Origin of the sequence: Pseudomonas atagonensis, from assembly GCF_011369485.1 — a bacterium.
Taxonomy (GTDB): Bacteria; Pseudomonadota; Gammaproteobacteria; order Pseudomonadales; family Pseudomonadaceae; genus Aquipseudomonas; species Aquipseudomonas atagonensis.
This window is the reverse complement of sequence record NZ_VXCA01000002.1, coordinates 68,132-83,504: the sequence shown is the minus strand read 5'-3', so window position 1 is coordinate 83,504 and position 15,373 is coordinate 68,132. Positions and strand designations below refer to the sequence as shown.

15 protein-coding genes are annotated in these 15,373 nt (G+C 59.7%); 5 read left to right on the top strand and 10 right to left on the bottom strand.

Features of this window, described 5'->3' with window-relative positions; all coding sequences use genetic code 11:
- Positions 1 to 38: 38 nt before the first annotated feature.
- From F2P67_RS00980 to F2P67_RS00965, 4 genes are all read right to left on the bottom strand, one after another.
- Entirely contained in the window at positions 39 to 803 is a 765-nt protein-coding gene (locus F2P67_RS00980) for an amino acid ABC transporter ATP-binding protein (protein ID WP_114881492.1), read from the bottom strand.
- A 13-nt stretch (positions 804 to 816) separates the two neighbouring features.
- Positions 817 to 1,914, bottom strand: coding sequence for an amino acid ABC transporter permease (locus tag F2P67_RS00975; protein ID WP_166216235.1), 1,098 nt, complete (start codon positions 1,912 to 1,914; stop codon positions 817 to 819).
- 10 nt (positions 1,915 to 1,924) lie between these two features.
- Complete coding sequence (locus F2P67_RS00970; protein ID WP_166216232.1) at positions 1,925 to 3,106, bottom strand: amino acid ABC transporter permease; 1,182 nt, start codon at positions 3,104 to 3,106, stop codon at positions 1,925 to 1,927.
- 65 nt (positions 3,107 to 3,171) lie between these two features.
- Positions 3,172 to 4,203 (bottom strand): amino acid ABC transporter substrate-binding protein, encoded by a 1,032-nt coding sequence (locus F2P67_RS00965; protein ID WP_166216229.1) that lies wholly within the window; start codon positions 4,201 to 4,203, stop codon positions 3,172 to 3,174.
- A gap of 468 nt (positions 4,204 to 4,671) precedes the next feature.
- Here F2P67_RS00965 and F2P67_RS00960 point away from each other — a divergent pair, with 468 nt between their 5' ends.
- The 5 genes from F2P67_RS00960 to F2P67_RS00940 all read left to right on the top strand — a co-directional run bounded on the left by F2P67_RS00960 (position 4,672) and on the right by F2P67_RS00940 (position 9,993).
- Positions 4,672 to 5,328: an alpha/beta hydrolase gene (locus F2P67_RS00960; RefSeq protein ID WP_166216226.1), complete on the top strand. Its 657-nt coding sequence runs from the start codon at positions 4,672 to 4,674 to the stop codon at positions 5,326 to 5,328.
- Positions 5,329 to 5,437: 109 nt separating this feature from the next.
- Positions 5,438 to 6,916 carry an ATP-dependent RNA helicase RhlB gene (gene rhlB, locus F2P67_RS00955; RefSeq protein WP_166216224.1) on the top strand — a complete coding sequence of 493 codons (1,479 nt, stop codon included), beginning with the start codon at positions 5,438 to 5,440 and terminating at the stop codon, positions 6,914 to 6,916.
- A gap of 136 nt (positions 6,917 to 7,052) precedes the next feature.
- A complete protein-coding gene (locus tag F2P67_RS00950; protein WP_166216221.1) occupies positions 7,053 to 7,997 on the top strand; it encodes an ornithine cyclodeaminase family protein in 945 nt (314 codons plus the stop codon).
- A 148-nt stretch (positions 7,998 to 8,145) separates the two neighbouring features.
- Positions 8,146 to 9,273 (top strand): NAD(P)/FAD-dependent oxidoreductase, encoded by a 1,128-nt coding sequence (locus F2P67_RS00945; protein WP_166216218.1) that lies wholly within the window; start codon positions 8,146 to 8,148, stop codon positions 9,271 to 9,273.
- Between the two features lie 93 nt (positions 9,274 to 9,366).
- The gene (locus tag F2P67_RS00940) at positions 9,367 to 9,993 is read left to right on the top strand and encodes a helix-turn-helix transcriptional regulator (RefSeq protein WP_166216215.1); all 627 of its coding nucleotides are present in this window, start codon (positions 9,367 to 9,369) and stop codon (positions 9,991 to 9,993) included.
- A 105-nt stretch (positions 9,994 to 10,098) separates the two neighbouring features.
- On the opposite strand, the gene F2P67_RS00935 is transcribed toward F2P67_RS00940, so the two are convergent.
- The 6 genes from F2P67_RS00935 to F2P67_RS00910 all read right to left on the bottom strand — a co-directional run bounded on the left by F2P67_RS00935 (position 10,099) and on the right by F2P67_RS00910 (position 15,293).
- A complete protein-coding gene (locus F2P67_RS00935) occupies positions 10,099 to 10,875 on the bottom strand; it encodes an ABC transporter substrate-binding protein (RefSeq protein WP_166216212.1) in 777 nt (258 codons plus the stop codon).
- A gap of 277 nt (positions 10,876 to 11,152) precedes the next feature.
- On the bottom strand, positions 11,153 to 11,605 hold the full coding sequence (gene moaE / locus F2P67_RS00930; RefSeq protein ID WP_166216209.1) for a molybdopterin synthase catalytic subunit MoaE: 453 nt from the start codon (positions 11,603 to 11,605) through the stop codon (positions 11,153 to 11,155).
- A gap of 3 nt (positions 11,606 to 11,608) precedes the next feature.
- The gene (gene moaD / locus F2P67_RS00925) at positions 11,609 to 11,851 is read right to left on the bottom strand and encodes a molybdopterin converting factor subunit 1 (protein ID WP_166216206.1); all 243 of its coding nucleotides are present in this window, start codon (positions 11,849 to 11,851) and stop codon (positions 11,609 to 11,611) included.
- Positions 11,848 to 12,321 carry a cyclic pyranopterin monophosphate synthase MoaC gene (gene moaC, locus F2P67_RS00920; RefSeq protein WP_064382454.1) on the bottom strand — a complete coding sequence of 158 codons (474 nt, stop codon included), beginning with the start codon at positions 12,319 to 12,321 and terminating at the stop codon, positions 11,848 to 11,850. The genes moaD and moaC overlap by 4 nt, the downstream gene beginning before the upstream one ends.
- 100 nt (positions 12,322 to 12,421) lie before the next feature.
- A complete protein-coding gene (locus tag F2P67_RS00915) occupies positions 12,422 to 13,816 on the bottom strand; it encodes a PhoH family protein (protein WP_166216203.1) in 1,395 nt (464 codons plus the stop codon).
- A 337-nt stretch (positions 13,817 to 14,153) separates the two neighbouring features.
- Positions 14,154 to 15,293, bottom strand: a complete 1,140-nt coding sequence (locus F2P67_RS00910; RefSeq protein ID WP_425511007.1) for a polysaccharide deacetylase family protein — start codon at positions 15,291 to 15,293, stop codon at positions 14,154 to 14,156.
- Positions 15,294 to 15,373 lie beyond the last annotated feature (80 nt).

Sequence of the window (15,373 nt, the reverse complement as noted above, 5' to 3'; positions counted from 1 at the left end):
CGGAACAAGTCCGGGCTTATTTCAGAAACAACGTCACATCAATGCAGAATCTGACTCAGGAACAGCTTCGTCCGGTCATTCTGCGGATTGTCAAAAAAGTCATTCGGTGCCGCCTGCTCAACGATTTCACCCTTGTCCATGAAGATCACGCGATTGGCAACGGTGCGGGCGAAGCCCATTTCGTGGGTCACGCAGAGCATGGTCATGCCGTCTTCCGCCAACCCGATCATGGTGTCGAGCACTTCCTTCACCATCTCCGGATCGAGCGCGGAAGTCGGTTCATCGAACAGCATGATTTTCGGTTTCATGCACAGCGCGCGGGCAATCGCCACACGCTGTTGCTGACCGCCGGACAGTTGCCCCGGAAACTTGTGCGCCTGCTCCGGAATGCGTACGCGTTCCAGGTAATGCATGGCGATTTCCTCGGCCTTGCGCTTGGGCATCTTGCGCACCCACATCGGTGCCAAAGTGCAGTTCTGCAAAATGGTCAGGTGCGGGAACAGGTTGAAGTGCTGGAACACCATCCCGACTTCACGACGTATCGCTTCGATCTGCTTGAGGTCGTTGGTCAGCTCGACGCCATCGACAACGATGCGGCCCTGCTGGTGTTCTTCCAGACGATTGAGGCAACGAATGGTGGTGGATTTGCCGGAACCCGACGGGCCGCACAGGACAATACGCTCGCCCTGTCTGACATTGAGGTTGATGTCTTTCAGCACGTGGAACTGGCCGTACCATTTGTTGACGCCCTGCATCTGAATGATGCCTTCAGGGCCCACTGGCTTTTTGATTGCTTCGCTCATTTACAGAGAACTCCTAACGCTTGTGGCCAGTGTCGAGCTTGCGTTCCAGATGCATGGAATAGCGCGACATACCAAAACAGAAAATCCAGAACACCAGGGCGGCGAACACGTAGCCTTCGGTGGCCATGCCCAGCCATTTCGGATCGGCAGCGGCTTGTTTGACGCTGTTGAGCAGGTCAAAGAGGCCGATGATGATCACAAGGCTGGTGTCCTTGAACAGCGCAATGAAGGTGTTGACGATGCCGGGAATCACCAGCTTCAGGGCTTGCGGCAGAATCACCAGGCCCATGGCGCGCCAGTAACCGAGACCCATCGCTGCGGCGGCTTCGTACTGACCTTTGGGGATCGCTTGTAGACCGCCGCGCACCACTTCGGCGACGTAGGCCGACTGGAACAGGATCACGCCGATCAGTGCCCGCAGCAGCTTGTCGAAGTTCATGCCTTCGGGCAGGAACAGCGGCAGCATCACCGAAGACATGAACAGCACCGTGATCAACGGCACGCCGCGCCAGAACTCGATGAAGGTCACGCAGACCACACGAATCGCCGGCATGTTCGAGCGTCGGCCGAGGGCCAGAAGAATCCCCAGCGGCAATGCACCGGCGATCCCGACAGTGGCGATCACCAGCGTCAGCATAAGGCCGCCCCACTGGCTGGTCGCTACGGTGTCGAGGCCGAACACGCCGCCGTGCAGCAAACACCAGGCAACGATCGGGTAGACCACCAGGAAGCTCAGCCCGTAGACCGCTTTGTGCGCCACACGCTTGATGAACAGCGGCGCCACGCCGATGACCGCCAGCCACACGGTCAGGTCAACGCGCCAGCGCAGCTCTGCCGGGTAGTAGCCGTACATGAACTGGCCGAAACGCTGCTGAATGAACACCCAGCAGGCGCCTTCCTTGGTGCAGTCGGCGCGCGTGGTGCCGGTCCAGTTGGCGTCGAAGATCGCCCAACTGAGCAGTGGCGGTACCACCAGGTAGATCAGGTAGAACGCAAACAGGGTCAGCAAGGTGTTGAGCCAGCTGGAGAACATGTTCGCGCGCATCCACGCCACCGGGCCGAAGACCTTGGCCGGCGGTGGCATGTCGGGTTTGAAAGTATGAGTACTCATGCGCTTTTCCTTACCGCTCGATCAGCGCAATGCGCTTGTTGTACCAGTTCATCAGCAGGGAAATGCTGATACTGATCGCCAGGTACACGCTCATGGTGATGGCAATCACCTCGATCGCCTGACCGGTCTGGTTGAGCACGGTGCCGGCGAACAGCGAAACCATTTCCGGGTAACCGATACCGGCCGCCAGCGAGGAGTTCTTCGCCAGGTTCAGGTATTGGCTGGTCAGCGGCGGAATGATGACTCGCAGCGCTTGCGGAATGATCACCTTGCGCAGGGTCGGACCGTTGCGCAGGCCGAGGGAACGCGCCGCTTCGGTCTGGCCGTGGCTGACCGACTTGATCCCCGAACGCACGATCTCGGCAATGAACGCCGCGGTGTACACAGTCAGGGCCAGGGTCAACGCCAGCAGTTCCGGGATCAATACCCAACCGCCGACAAAGTTGAAGCCTTTGAGCTGAGGCAACTCCCAGTGCAGCGGTGCGCCGAAGATCAACGCGCACAGGGCCGGGATCACCAGGATGATCGCCAGGCTTGCCCAGAACTTGTGGAACGGCTCGCCGGTTTCTTCGAAACGCCTGGTTGCCCAGCGGTTCATCAGCACGATGGCGATGATCGCCACGACCACGCTCGCCACGAACGCCCAGAAGCCGTCAGCCATCTGCGCGGCCGGCATGTTCAGGCCCCGGCTGCTGACGAAGAAGGTGTCGCCGAAGTTGTGACTGTTGCGCGGCCCCGGCATGGTCAGGAACACCGCGAAGTACCAGAACAGGATTTGCAGCAGCGGCGGAATGTTGCGGAACACTTCCACATACACGGTCGCCAGTTTGCTGATGATCCAGTTCGGCGACAGTCGCGCCACACCGATGATGAAGCCCAGGATCGTCGCCAGAATCACGCCGATGAAGGTCACCAGCAAGGTGTTGAGCAGACCGATCACAAACACCCGGGCATAGCTGTCCGCTTCGGTGTAGGCAATCAGGTGTTGAGCGATGCCGAACCCGGCACTGCGTTCGAGAAAGTCGAAGCCCGAAGTAATACCCCGGTGTTGCAGGTTGGTCTGGGTGTTATCGAACAGATACCAGCCCAGTGAGACCACCGCCACGATGGTGATGATCTGAAATACCCACGCACGCACTCGTGGATCGCTGAGGCTGAGCCTCTGCTTTGGTGCGCCGATTGAATTTTGCATGAAGTGCCCCGCAAGAAATGGAACAGAACATCACCCGGCGGTTGGCCCGCCGGGTGATAGAACCATTAGCGCACTGGTGGTGCGTACTGAATGCCGCCGTTGTTCCACAGCGCGTTCAGGCCACGGTCGATTTCCAGCGGAGTGCTCTTGCCGAGGTTTTTCTCGAAGATTTCGCCGTAGTTACCCACCTGGGAAACGATTTTCACCACCCAGTCCTTCGGCAGTTTCAGGTCCTTGCCGTACTCACCGTCGCCACCGAGCAGACGGGCAACGTCCGGATTCTTGGTGGATTTGGCTTGTTCCATGACGTTTTTCGAGGTCACACCGGCTTCTTCAGCATTGAGCAGCGCGTAGCCGACCCAACGCACGATGGCCAGCCACTCGTCGTCGCCATTACGCACGACCGGGCCCAGGGGTTCTTTGGAAATGGTTTCCGGCAGCACCACGTAGTCCTTCGGTGCGGCCAGCTTGCTGCGCTGGGCGAACAGCTGGGACTTGTCGGAGGTCAGCACATCGCAACGACCGGATTCCAGCGACTTGGCGCTTTCATCGGAGGTGTCGAAAGTGATCGGGGTGTACTTCAGGCCGTTGGCGCGGAAGTAGTCGGAAACGTTCAGCTCGGTAGTAGTACCGGCCTGAATGCAGATGGTTGCACCATCCAGTTCCTTGGCACTTTTCACGCCCAGTTTGTTGTTGGCCAGGAAGCCCACGCCGTCGTAGTAAGTGATGAAGCCAGGAAATTTCAGGCCCATGCCCGCGTCACGGGAACTGGTCATGGTGGTATTGCGCGACAGGATGTCGATCTCGCCCGATTGCAGCGCGGTGAAGCGCTCTTTGGCGTTCAACTGGCTGAACTTGACCTTGTTCGCGTCGCCGAATACGGCAGCGGCCACGGCACGGCAGACGTCGGCGTCGATGCCGAGAATCTTGCCGGTCGCATCAGGTACCGAGAAGCCTGGCAGACCGTCGCTCACGCCACACTGTACGAAACCTTTCTTTTGCACGGCATCCAGGGTTGCACCCGCCTGAGCGAACCCGCTGACGCCGAGTACTGCTGCTGCAGTCACGACCGCCAGAGTGGATTTCAACATCTTCATTCAAACCTCCAGTTTTGCTCTTGTTGTGTCGGAGCTTGAGTCCAGTCGCACCCTTTTGAGGCGTTGTTGACCCGTGTTGGCTTTTTTTGGGGTCAACCGACGTAAGACCTTCGCTATGAGTCTAGTAGGAGAAAATCCACATCATGGACAACTCACCTCTCACCAATCGGCCGAACGGGCTGTAGCCCTTCCACGTTCGCTGAGCCCGTAGCGGCCATTGGCGAACATCCATCACCGGATTCTTTGCAGTCTCGTCGCCCGTCGTACACTGATAGTGTTACCGCCAGACGTAGGACGCTTCGTACAGATCCTTCCATAGCAAAGCCCGTACCACTCCGTCTGCCGAAACGATTCGGGGACAGGTCAATAGCAAAACTTGTAACCTTGCGACATCTTCTTAACGGATCAACCGGACGCGCACTCGAATCACGCACTTAATGAGAGCGCCCGCACATATTTGGAGCAGCCATGACCGAGCCCTTGATTCTTCAGCCTGTTAAGCCCGCAGACGCCTGCGTGATCTGGCTGCACGGCCTGGGTGCCGACCGCTACGACTTTCTGCCGGTGGCCGAAGCGTTGCAGGAAAGCCTGCTGAGCACGCGCTTCGTTCTGCCACAGGCACCGACCCGCCCGGTGACCATAAATGGCGGATATGCCATGCCGAGCTGGTACGACATCAAGGCCATGAGCCCGGCCCGGGCGATCGACCGTGGCGAGCTGGAAGCCTCCGCCGATCACGTCATCGAATTGATCGAACAACAGCGCGCCAGCGGAATAGACGCTTCGCGGATTTTCCTCGCCGGTTTTTCTCAAGGTGGCGCAGTGGTCTATCACACCGCGTTTCTGAAATGGCAGGGGCCACTGGGCGGCGTGCTGGCGCTGTCGACGTACGCGCCGACGTTCAGTGATGAGTTGGAGTTGTCTGCGAGCCAGCAGCGGATTCCGGTGCTGGCGCTGCACGGCCAGTTCGACAACGTGGTGCAGAACTCCATGGGGCGTACTGCCTATGAGTATCTGAAGGCCCATGGTGTCACCGTGACATGGCAGGAATACCCAATGGAGCACGAAGTGTTACCCGAAGAAATTCGCGACATTGGCGTCTGGCTGAGCGAACGCCTGCGCTAACTAAGGTACCGGGCGGACTTGCAAACGCCGTCCATTGATCCCTCCCACTACGCCGCGCCCGATTCTTGCATTACACTGGCCGGCGTACATTCCTTAACCAATTGATGAGATGACCGTGCTCAAAGCACTCAAGAAAATGTTCGGTAAAAGCGAGGCTGAGCAGCTCGCGCCCATTCCCAGTGCGCCGTCGCACGCCCCCGGCCATCGCAGCGATGCCCCCAAGGCCGAGCGCCCCGCTCCCGTAGCGGCACCAAAGCAACAATCGCAACCTGCCCCGGCCGCGCCAATCGCCGCCGAACCTGCCCGCAGCGAAGCGCCGAAACCGGCCCGTCCGCGTCGCGAACCGAAGCCAAAAGCGCCGGTTATTCCATGGAAACTCGAAGACTTCGTCGTCGAGCCACAGGAGGGCAAAACCCGCTTCCACGATTTCAAACTGTCCCCGGAACTGATGCACGCCATCCAGGACCTGGGCTTTCCGTATTGCACGCCGATCCAGGCGCAGGTGCTGGGCTTCACCCTCGCCGGCAAAGACGCCATCGGTCGCGCGCAGACCGGTACCGGTAAAACCGCCGCGTTCCTGATCTCGATCATCACCCAGCTGCTGCAAACGCCGCCGCCGAAAGAACGCTACATGGGCGAACCCCGTGCGCTGATCATCGCGCCGACCCGTGAGCTGGTGGTTCAGATTGCCAAGGATGCCGCCGACCTGACCAAGTACACCGGCCTGAACGTGATGACGTTCGTCGGCGGCATGGACTTCGACAAGCAGCTCAAGCACCTCGAAGCGCGCCACTGCGACATCCTCGTTGCCACCCCGGGCCGTCTGCTCGACTTCAACCAGCGCGGCGACGTGCATCTGGACATGGTCGAAGTGATGGTGCTGGACGAAGCCGACCGCATGCTCGACATGGGTTTCATCCCGCAAGTGCGGCAGATCATTCGCCAGACCCCGCCGAAGTCCGAGCGCCAGACCCTGCTGTTCTCCGCGACCTTCACCGAAGACGTGATGAACCTCGCCAAGCAGTGGACCACCGATCCTGCCATCGTCGAAATCGAAGTCACCAACGTGGCCAACGAAAACGTCGAGCAGCACATCTACGCGGTGGCTGGTGCCGACAAGTACAAACTGCTCTACAACCTGGTCAACGACAATGGCTGGGAGCGCGTGATCGTGTTTGCCAACCGCAAGGACGAAGTACGCCGCATCGAAGAACGTCTGGTGCGTGACGGCATCAACGCCGCGCAACTGTCCGGCGATGTGCCGCAACACAAACGTATCAAGACCCTGGAAGGCTTCCGCGAAGGCAAGATTCGCGTGCTGGTGGCCACCGATGTTGCCGGTCGCGGCATCCACATCGACGGTATCAGCCACGTGATCAACTTCACCCTGCCGGAAGTGCCGGACGACTACGTACACCGCATCGGCCGAACCGGTCGTGCCGGCGCCGATGGCGTGTCGATCAGCTTCGCCGGCGAGGACGACTCCTACCAGTTGCCGTCCATCGAAGAGAAGCTCGGTCGCAAGATCAGCTGTGAAACGCCACCGACGCACTTGCTGCGTGCGGTAGAGCGCAAGCGTCCGCAGTAAGCGACGCCATGAAAAGGAGCGCAGCCGGCAACGGACTGCGCTTTTTTTTCGTCCGGTGTTTCCGCAGGCACTTGCCCGACAAAACTAAAAGTCCATAATGGACAAATAAGTTTAGTTTTTTTCTCCGGAGCCTGACATGTCCAGTACGCCCTACGTGATTGACCAAGCCCAGGCCCGCGAGCTGTTGGCGCGCATCGACGTGCCGCAGATCCTGCGCAAGCTGTTTCGCGATCTCGCGGCCGGGAATGCCGTGCAACCGGCGCAACAACTGGTGGAATTTCCACAGGGCGCAGGCGACTTCATCAATTACCTGGGGGTGCTCGCCGAGGATGGCGTCTACGGGGTGAAGACATCGCCTTACATCGTCCGCGAGGAAGGCGCGCTGGTGACGGCGTGGACATTGCTGATGTCGATGAAAACCGGCCAGCCGCTGCTGCTTTGCGATGCCGGCGAACTGACCACCGCGCGCACCGCCGCGACGACGGCGGTGGCGGTTGACGCCCTCGCCCCGCGCCACGCCAAACGCCTCGCAATCATCGGCAGCGGCAAAGTCGCTCAGGCACATTTGCATTACGTGAAATCCCTGCGCGACTGGCAAAGTATCAGCCTATATTCGCCGTCGCTGATGGAAGACAGCGGCACCCAGGCACTGCTGAAAAGCATCGAGCCTGACCTGACGATTGCCGCCAGCCGCGAAGCAGCCCTCGCCGACGCGGACGTGATCATGCTCTGCACCTCCGCCGCCGGGCCGGTGATCGATCCGGCCAGCCTGAGCAAACCGGCGCTGATCACCTCGATCAGCACCAACGCCCCTCGCGCCCACGAAGTGCCGCCGCAGAGCCTCAACGACATGCAGGTGTTCTGCGACTATCGTCTGACCACGCCGGGTTCGGCCGGTGAGATGCTGATCGCCACTGAACAGCATGGCTGGAGCCAGGATTCGATTGTCGGCGACCTTGCCGACCTGCTCAGCGAGAAAGTGCAGCGTCCGGATTACAACCGTCACGTGTTTTTCCGCTCAATCGGCCTGGGTCTGGAAGACATCGCCCTCGCGAATGCGGTTTATCACCTGACCCACTAACACCAAAATCCCCTGTAGGAGTGAGCCTGCTCGCGATAGCGGTGTACCAGTCAACAATAATGCTGAATGCAAGACCGCTATCGCGAGCAGGCTCACTCCTACAGGAGATCTGCGTTTTTTCGATCTTGAGTACTAACTGGAGACCTCCATGAGCCAGGCAGATTTCATCATCATCGGCGGCGGGATTGCCGGCGCTTCCACCGGTTTCTGGCTGTCGCCGCACGCCAAAGTGATTGTGCTGGAGCGTGAATCGCACCCGGCCTATCACTCCACCGGTCGCTCCGCCGCGCTGTACAGCGCCGCTTACGGCAACCCGCAAGTGCGCGCCCTGACCCTCGCCAGCCGTGCCTTCTTCGACAACCCGCCCAGCGGTTTCTGCGAGCACCCGCTGCTGTCGCCACGCGGGGAAATGACCGTGGACTTCAGCGGCGACGCCGACGAGCTGAATAATCAATACCTCAGCGCCAAAGCAACGGTGCCGGAAATGCAGCTGCTCACAGCCGATGAAGCGTGCGCCCGAATGCCGATCCTGCGCCGGGAAAAAGTCCACGGCGCGATCTACGACCCGAGCGCCAGCGACATCGACACCGATGCCCTGCATCAGGGCTACCTGCGCGGCATTCGCCGCAACAACGGCGAAGTCCACACCGATTGCGAAGTGCTCGGCCTGAGCCGAGACGCCGACGGCTTCTGGCAGGTGCAAACCAACGGCCAGACCTACAGCGCCCCGGTGATCATCAACGCTGCCGGCGCGTGGGCCGACAAGATTGCTGCACTGGCCGGTGCCAGATCGCTGGGCCTGCAGCCCAAGCGCCGCGCAGCCTTTATCTTCGCCGGGCCGGAAGGCGTCGACACGCATCACTGGCCGATGCTGGTCAGCCTCGACGAATCGTTTTACATGAAGCCTGACGCCGGCATGTTCCTAGGCTCGCCCGCCAATGCCGACCCGGTCGAACCCCACGATGTGCAGCCGGAAGAACTCGACATTGCCATGGGCATTTACCAGATCGAAGAAGCCACCACGCTGACCATCCGCCGCCCGACCCGCACGTGGGCCGGCCTGCGCAGTTTCGTCGCCGACGGCGACTTGCTCAGCGGTTTCGATCCGCAGGTGCCAGGTCTGTTCTGGGTCGCGGCGCAGGGCGGCTATGGCATTCAGACCTCACCGGCGATGGGCCAGGCCAGCGCGGCGCTGGTGCGTGGCCAGCCGTTGCCCGAGCAACTGCGCCAGTTCGGTCTGAGCAGCGCCATGCTCTCCCCTGCACGCCTGTTCTGATCGCCCATCCGGATGACGCGCCCAACGGATTGCGGCACACTCGCAGCGCCCCCTGTTCACGGGGGCGCTGACGCTGCCTGGAGCTCCACTGTCATGACCGCCCCCGAATTCGACCCGGCGCTGGATAACTTCCGCGCCATCGCCGATGCCATCGCCACACTGTTTTTTCCTCACGCCGAAGTGGTGCTGCACGACCTGCGTACGCAAAAGGTTGATTACATCGCCAACAACCTGTCCAAGCGCGAGATCGGCGACGACTCGTCACTGGAGGACATGCTCAGCGAGGATGTCAGTGACAGGAACATCGGCCCGTACGAAAAGCTCAACTGGGACGGCCAGAAAATCCGCAGCCTGAGCAGCGTCTTACGCGACAGCGAAGGGCATCCGCTGGCGGTGTTGTGCATCAATCTGAATATTTCGCTGTTCGAAAATGCCAAGGCGGCGCTGGATCTGTTCCTGTCGCCGAGCAAACTGATCCCGCAACCGGATTCTCTGTTTCGCGATGACTGGCAGGAGCGCATCAACACGTTCCTGCATGCCTGGCTACGCGAGCGGCAACTGAGCCTGAATCTGCTGACACGCGATCACAAACGCGAACTGGTGCTGGCGCTGCACGCTGAAGGCGCGTTCAAGGGCAAGAGCGCCTCGAACTATGTGGCCAACGTGCTGAATATGGGGCGGGCGACGGTGTACAAGCATTTGAAGGAATTGAAGGGCTAGGATCCGCAAGCTGTATTGCCTGCCCAAGCCTCTTCGGGAGCAAGCCCCCTCCCACACTGGAATGCGATCCCTTGTGGGAGGGGGCTTGCTCCCGAAAGCAGACTGTCAGTCGCCGTAGATGTCGGACTTGAAGTACTTCTCGGAAATCTTCTGATACTCACCATTGGCGCGAATGCCGTCGATGGCAGTATTCAGCTCGCTGACCAGTTCGGTGTTGCCCTTGCGCACCGCAATCCCCGCGCCCTCGCCCACGTATTTCGGATCCTTCAACTCAGGCCCGACAAACGCGTAACCCTTGCCGCGCGGCATCGACAGGAAATCATTCAGCGGAATGGTGTCGGCAAAAATCGCGTCGAGGCGCCCCGCCGCCAGATCCATGTAGATTTCTTCGTTGTTGCTGTAGCGCTTGACGTTGATGCCCTTGGGTTCAAACACCTCGGTGGCGTAACGATCAGTGGTGGTGGCGCGCTGCACGCCGACGTTCTTGCCCTTGAGGCTGGCGTACTGGTCATCGACCGTGGCGCCTTCTTTCATCACCAGTCGCGATGAGGTGAAGTAGTACTTGTGGGTGAAGTCCACCGACTTTTTGCGGTCTTCGTTGATAGTCATCGACGACAGCGCCATGTCGATCTTCTTCACTTTCAGCGACGGAATCAGACCGTCGAACTCACCTTCGACCCACACGCACTTGACCTTCATCTGCGCACACAAGGCATTGCCGATGTCGTAGTCGAAACCGACGATTTCCCCCTTGTCGGTTTTCGAGGCGAAGGGTGGGTAGGCGGCTTCGATACCAATGCGCAGGGATTTCTCGGCGGCAAACACGCTGGAGCATGCCAACAGGCTGAGGGCCAGACCGGTGATGAGGGGGAGTTTCTTCATGTTCGTTCTCTCGCGGGTTGTTGTTGGTTTGGCAAGACAGAAGAAAGAGCTTGAACGGGAAAAGCTTTATTTGTACTTGTAAATCCATACTGGACTTTTACGTATAAACCGTCAATTGGGCAAACAGGATTGCACCCGGCCAATGGTCAGGCCGCTCACGATAGGTTGGCAGTGCTGCAGATGACACCATCGCGAGCAGGCTCGCTCCTACAGGGAACGCATTCCAAATGTAGGAGTGAGCCTGCTCGCGATGACTGACTTGAGGGTAACGCCGGTTTTACTTGTTCCAGCGATCCGCAGCGGCATGATCACTGTCACGCCCTTCTACCCAGCGCGGCCCGTCACTGGTGTTTTCTTTCTTCCAGAACGGCGCGCGGGTTTTCAGGTAATCCATGACGAAGGCGCAGGCGTCGAATGCAGCCTGGCGATGGGCGCTGGCAGCACCGACGAACACGATCGGCTCGCCCGGCTCCAGCGCGCCGATGCGGTGCAGTACTTCCAGCTTCAACAGCGGCCAGCGCCGTTCGGCCTCGATGGCGATCTTGCCCAGGGCTTTTTCGGTCATGCCCGGATAGTGTTCGAGGAACATTCCGGCAACATCGAGCCCATCGTTGAAGTCGCGCACGTAGCCGACAAAACTCACCACCGCGCCGACGCCGACATTGGCCGCGTGCATTGCGTTGACTTCCGCGCCCGGATCGAACGGCGTGGCCTGCACACGAATTGCCATGGCTCAGCCTCCGGTCACGGTGGGGAAAAACGCCACTTCGTCGCCATCGGCCACCGGCTCGTCGAGCTGGCAGAGGTCTTCGTTGCGCGCGCACATCAGATTCTGCTCGCTCAACACCTCGGCGCCATCACGTTGTGCCAACAGCGCACGCACGTCGTCGACGGTGGCGAAATCGCCTTCAACTTTTACCGAGTCCACGCCCAACGCTTCACGATAACGGGCAAAAAACCTCACGGTCAGGTTCATGGCTGCTCCGCCTGAAAGTGCCCGCTCTTGCCACCGACCTTCTCCAGCAGGCGCACGCTTTCGATGGTCATGCCGCGATCCACGGCCTTGCACATGTCGTAGATGGTCAGGGCGGCGACGCTGGCGGCGGTCAGCGCCTCCATTTCAACCCCGGTCTGCCCGGAGAGCTTGCAGCGCGCGACGATGCGCACGGTGTCATCACCTTCAGCGCTGAGTTCGACTTTGACGCCGGTGAGCATCAGCGGATGGCACAGGGGAATCAGATCGCTGGTTTTCTTCGCGGCCTGAATGCCGGCAATGCGCGCCACGGCGAACACGTCGCCCTTGGGATGGCCGCCGCTGACGATCATCTGCAGGGTGTCGGGCAGCATGCGCACCAGCGCTTGGGCCGTCGCCTCGCGGAACGTCACGGCTTTTTCGGTGACGTCGACCATGTTGGCGCGACCTTGGGAATCGAGATGAGTCAGCACGGGATTACTCCTGATCAGGAGCACCGATTGTAAACCTGCGGGTCAGAATTGCGCACATAAAAACCGGGCGACTTTGCAGTCGCCCGGTTTGATTGGCGGGTTACAAATGCGATTCGGCGTATTCGGCCAGAATCGAGCGAGGCACCCCTTGCAGGGTGATGTGCACACCGTTGGGGAAATCCTTGAAGCGCTCAGTCAGGTAGGTCAGCCCGGAACTGGTAGCGGACAGGTAAGGGGTATCGATCTGTGCGAGGTTGCCCAGGCACACCACTTTGGAACCGGCGCCGGCCCGGGTGATGATGGTTTTCATCTGGTGCGGCGTGAGGTTCTGGCATTCGTCGATCAGGATCAGGCTCTGCTGGAAACTGCGACCGCGAATGTAGTTGAGCGATTTGAACTGCAACGGCACTTTGCTGAGGATGTAATCGACGCTGCCATGGGTGTTTTCGTCATCCATGTGCAAGGCTTCGAGGTTGTCGGTGATGGCGCCCAGCCACGGCTCCATTTTTTCCGCTTCGGTGCCGGGCAGAAAGCCGATTTCCTGGTCGAGGCCCTGCACACTGCGGGTGGCGATGATGCGGCGATAACGCTTGCTGACCATGGTCTGCTCGATGGCAGCGGCCAGCGCCAGAATGGTTTTACCCGAACCTGCAGCACCCGACAGATTGACCAGATGAATGTCCGGATCGAGCAACGCGTACAACGCCAGGCTCTGATAGATATCGCGTGGTTTGAGGCCCCACGCTTCCTGATGCAGCAGCGGCTCCTGATGCAGGTCGAGGATCAGCAGACGGTCTTCTTCAATTTCTTTGATCCAGCCGACAAAGCCCTGCTCATCAATGATGAACTCATTGATGTGCACCGCCGGCAGGTTGTCGATCAGTTGCACCTGATGCCAGGTTCGGCCGTGATCCTGACGGGTTTCGACCTTGCTCACGCGGTCCCAGAAGGAGCCGGTCATGTTGTGGTAGCCGTTGGGTAGCAGGGACACATCGTCGACCAATTGGTCGGTGCTGTAGTCCTCGGCGTCGATCCCGCAGGCGCGCGCCTTGAGGCGCATGTTGATGTCTTTGGTGACCAGCACCACCGGTTTTTTCGGGTCGCGGGTGTGCAGATCGATCAGTTGGTTGATGATTTTGTTGTCGTTCAGATGCTCGGGCAGAATGAGGTTCGACTCGGCCTGTTTGCTCATCAGAATTGACAGTAAACCTTTCGGGCCGCCCTTGCCGCGCTGGATCGGCACACCCAGTTCGACGTCTTCCGGAGAAGCATCGCCCAGGGTCTTGTCGATCAACCGGATCGCCTGACGGCATTCGGCGGCAACGCTGTGATGTCCGCTCTTGAGCTTGTCCAGCTCCTCAAGCACGGTCATCGGGATCGCGACGTGGTGTTCTTCGAAATTCAGCAGGGCGTTTGGATCGTGAATCAATACGTTGGTATCGAGTACATAAAGGATTGGCTGGTTGGAAGAAGGGCTACGTCCGTGATCATCCATACTCGGTCACCTTTGTCAGAGCCAGTAGACGCAATACCTGGGCGGTGCTGCGCCTCGAAGTGACTGCCGAAATCTCACCTGCGGAGATTCAAGTGACTGCAAACAAATGGGTCTTGGGAGACGCCACCTGTGTTGCAGGTTTCGGCGGTCTGTCTTCGTAATACTCCAAAACCCATGACATAAAAAAGCACTTTGACGGTTTTTTTAAGTTTATTTTGCAAAGTGACGAAAAGCCCTTGGCGGACTGCCCTCCCCCCGCTAAAGTCGGAAGTCCGCCTGCATCGAATTCCCTGTAAAAATCGCCCCAAGCCCAATGTTTCCGGGCTTTCTGTGTTTCTCAGCGAAACGCGTCCTGACAGTCTTCCCAACCGATACCGCTTTGCGCAGTTTGCGTGATCAGCCACGGCAACGACGTCTTTACCGCATCCTGTTTCATGTTGAAATTGATCACCCCGTGACGCCACAGCAGCATCAGGGTCAGCACCCGTTGCCCGCTCTGCGCACCCTTGAGCTTGCCGGCACCGTCCTGGGCATCGATGTCCCACAGCGCCACTTGCAGACCTTGTGTGTTGAAGAAGCCTTGGGCATCACTGCGGCGCTGGCCTTCCGGCGGGCGGAACAGCGGCACGTAGTTTTCCGGCAGTTTGTTCTTCACAAGATCAGCGCTGCGGCGCACCGAATCCTGCCAGTCCTGCCAATGGCTGTGGGAGCGGAACTCCCAACCCTGCACGCCGACGCACTGTTGCGAAAACGCTGCTTGCAGGCTGCTCACCGAGCGGTCAGCCAGCCGTGCCTGGATATCCTTGCCGAGCATGAAAAAGGTGCCGCTCATGTTGGACTTGCGCAGGTATTCGGTCAGCCAGTCGGTATTGTCCGGTTGCACGTTGGCGGCGCTGTCGAAGGTCAGCAGAAACAGCCGGTCGTGCATGTCATCGCCATTACGCTCGTAGTCGCCGAAACGATCGACTTCGCTGCTGGTCTGCGGGAACAACGCAGCCTTGCGCAGCAGTTCGTCGAGGTACTGCAGATGGAAGATCCGGCTCGGCTCGGCCCACTTGGTGTAATAGCTGTCGTCGCTGACCACAAACTTGGCGGCCTGCTCGCGCAGGGTCGGCAGGTCTTCGACGAGGAAGCAGAACGAGGCGTCCTGATCGCAGCTCTGCTGGGCGAAGTTGTAGTTGGTCAGCAGACGTTGCCAGAGGCGCTGGCGCAGGCTGTTGATCGCATCGATATTGACCGTGCGCAGCCCCAGACGCTGGGCCAGCGCGGCCTCGTCCATCGACTCGGTGCCGAGCAGGCTCCGGGCGAACATGAGGATTTCCGCCCTCGACGCCACGTCGAACAGGGTCGGATTGGTCAGTTGCTCCGGCCAGGTACTGCGATCCAGTGTCGCCACATCGCCCGGCGCCGCCACGGCACCGAAGCTCAACAGCCACGCGGTGAATAAAAGAACAATGCGCAAAAGGGATGTCTCCATAACAAAACCCGCGCGGCACTATAGCTGATGTGCAAGATTCACGGACGCTGCCCTCACCCCAGCCCTCTCCCGGGGGGAGA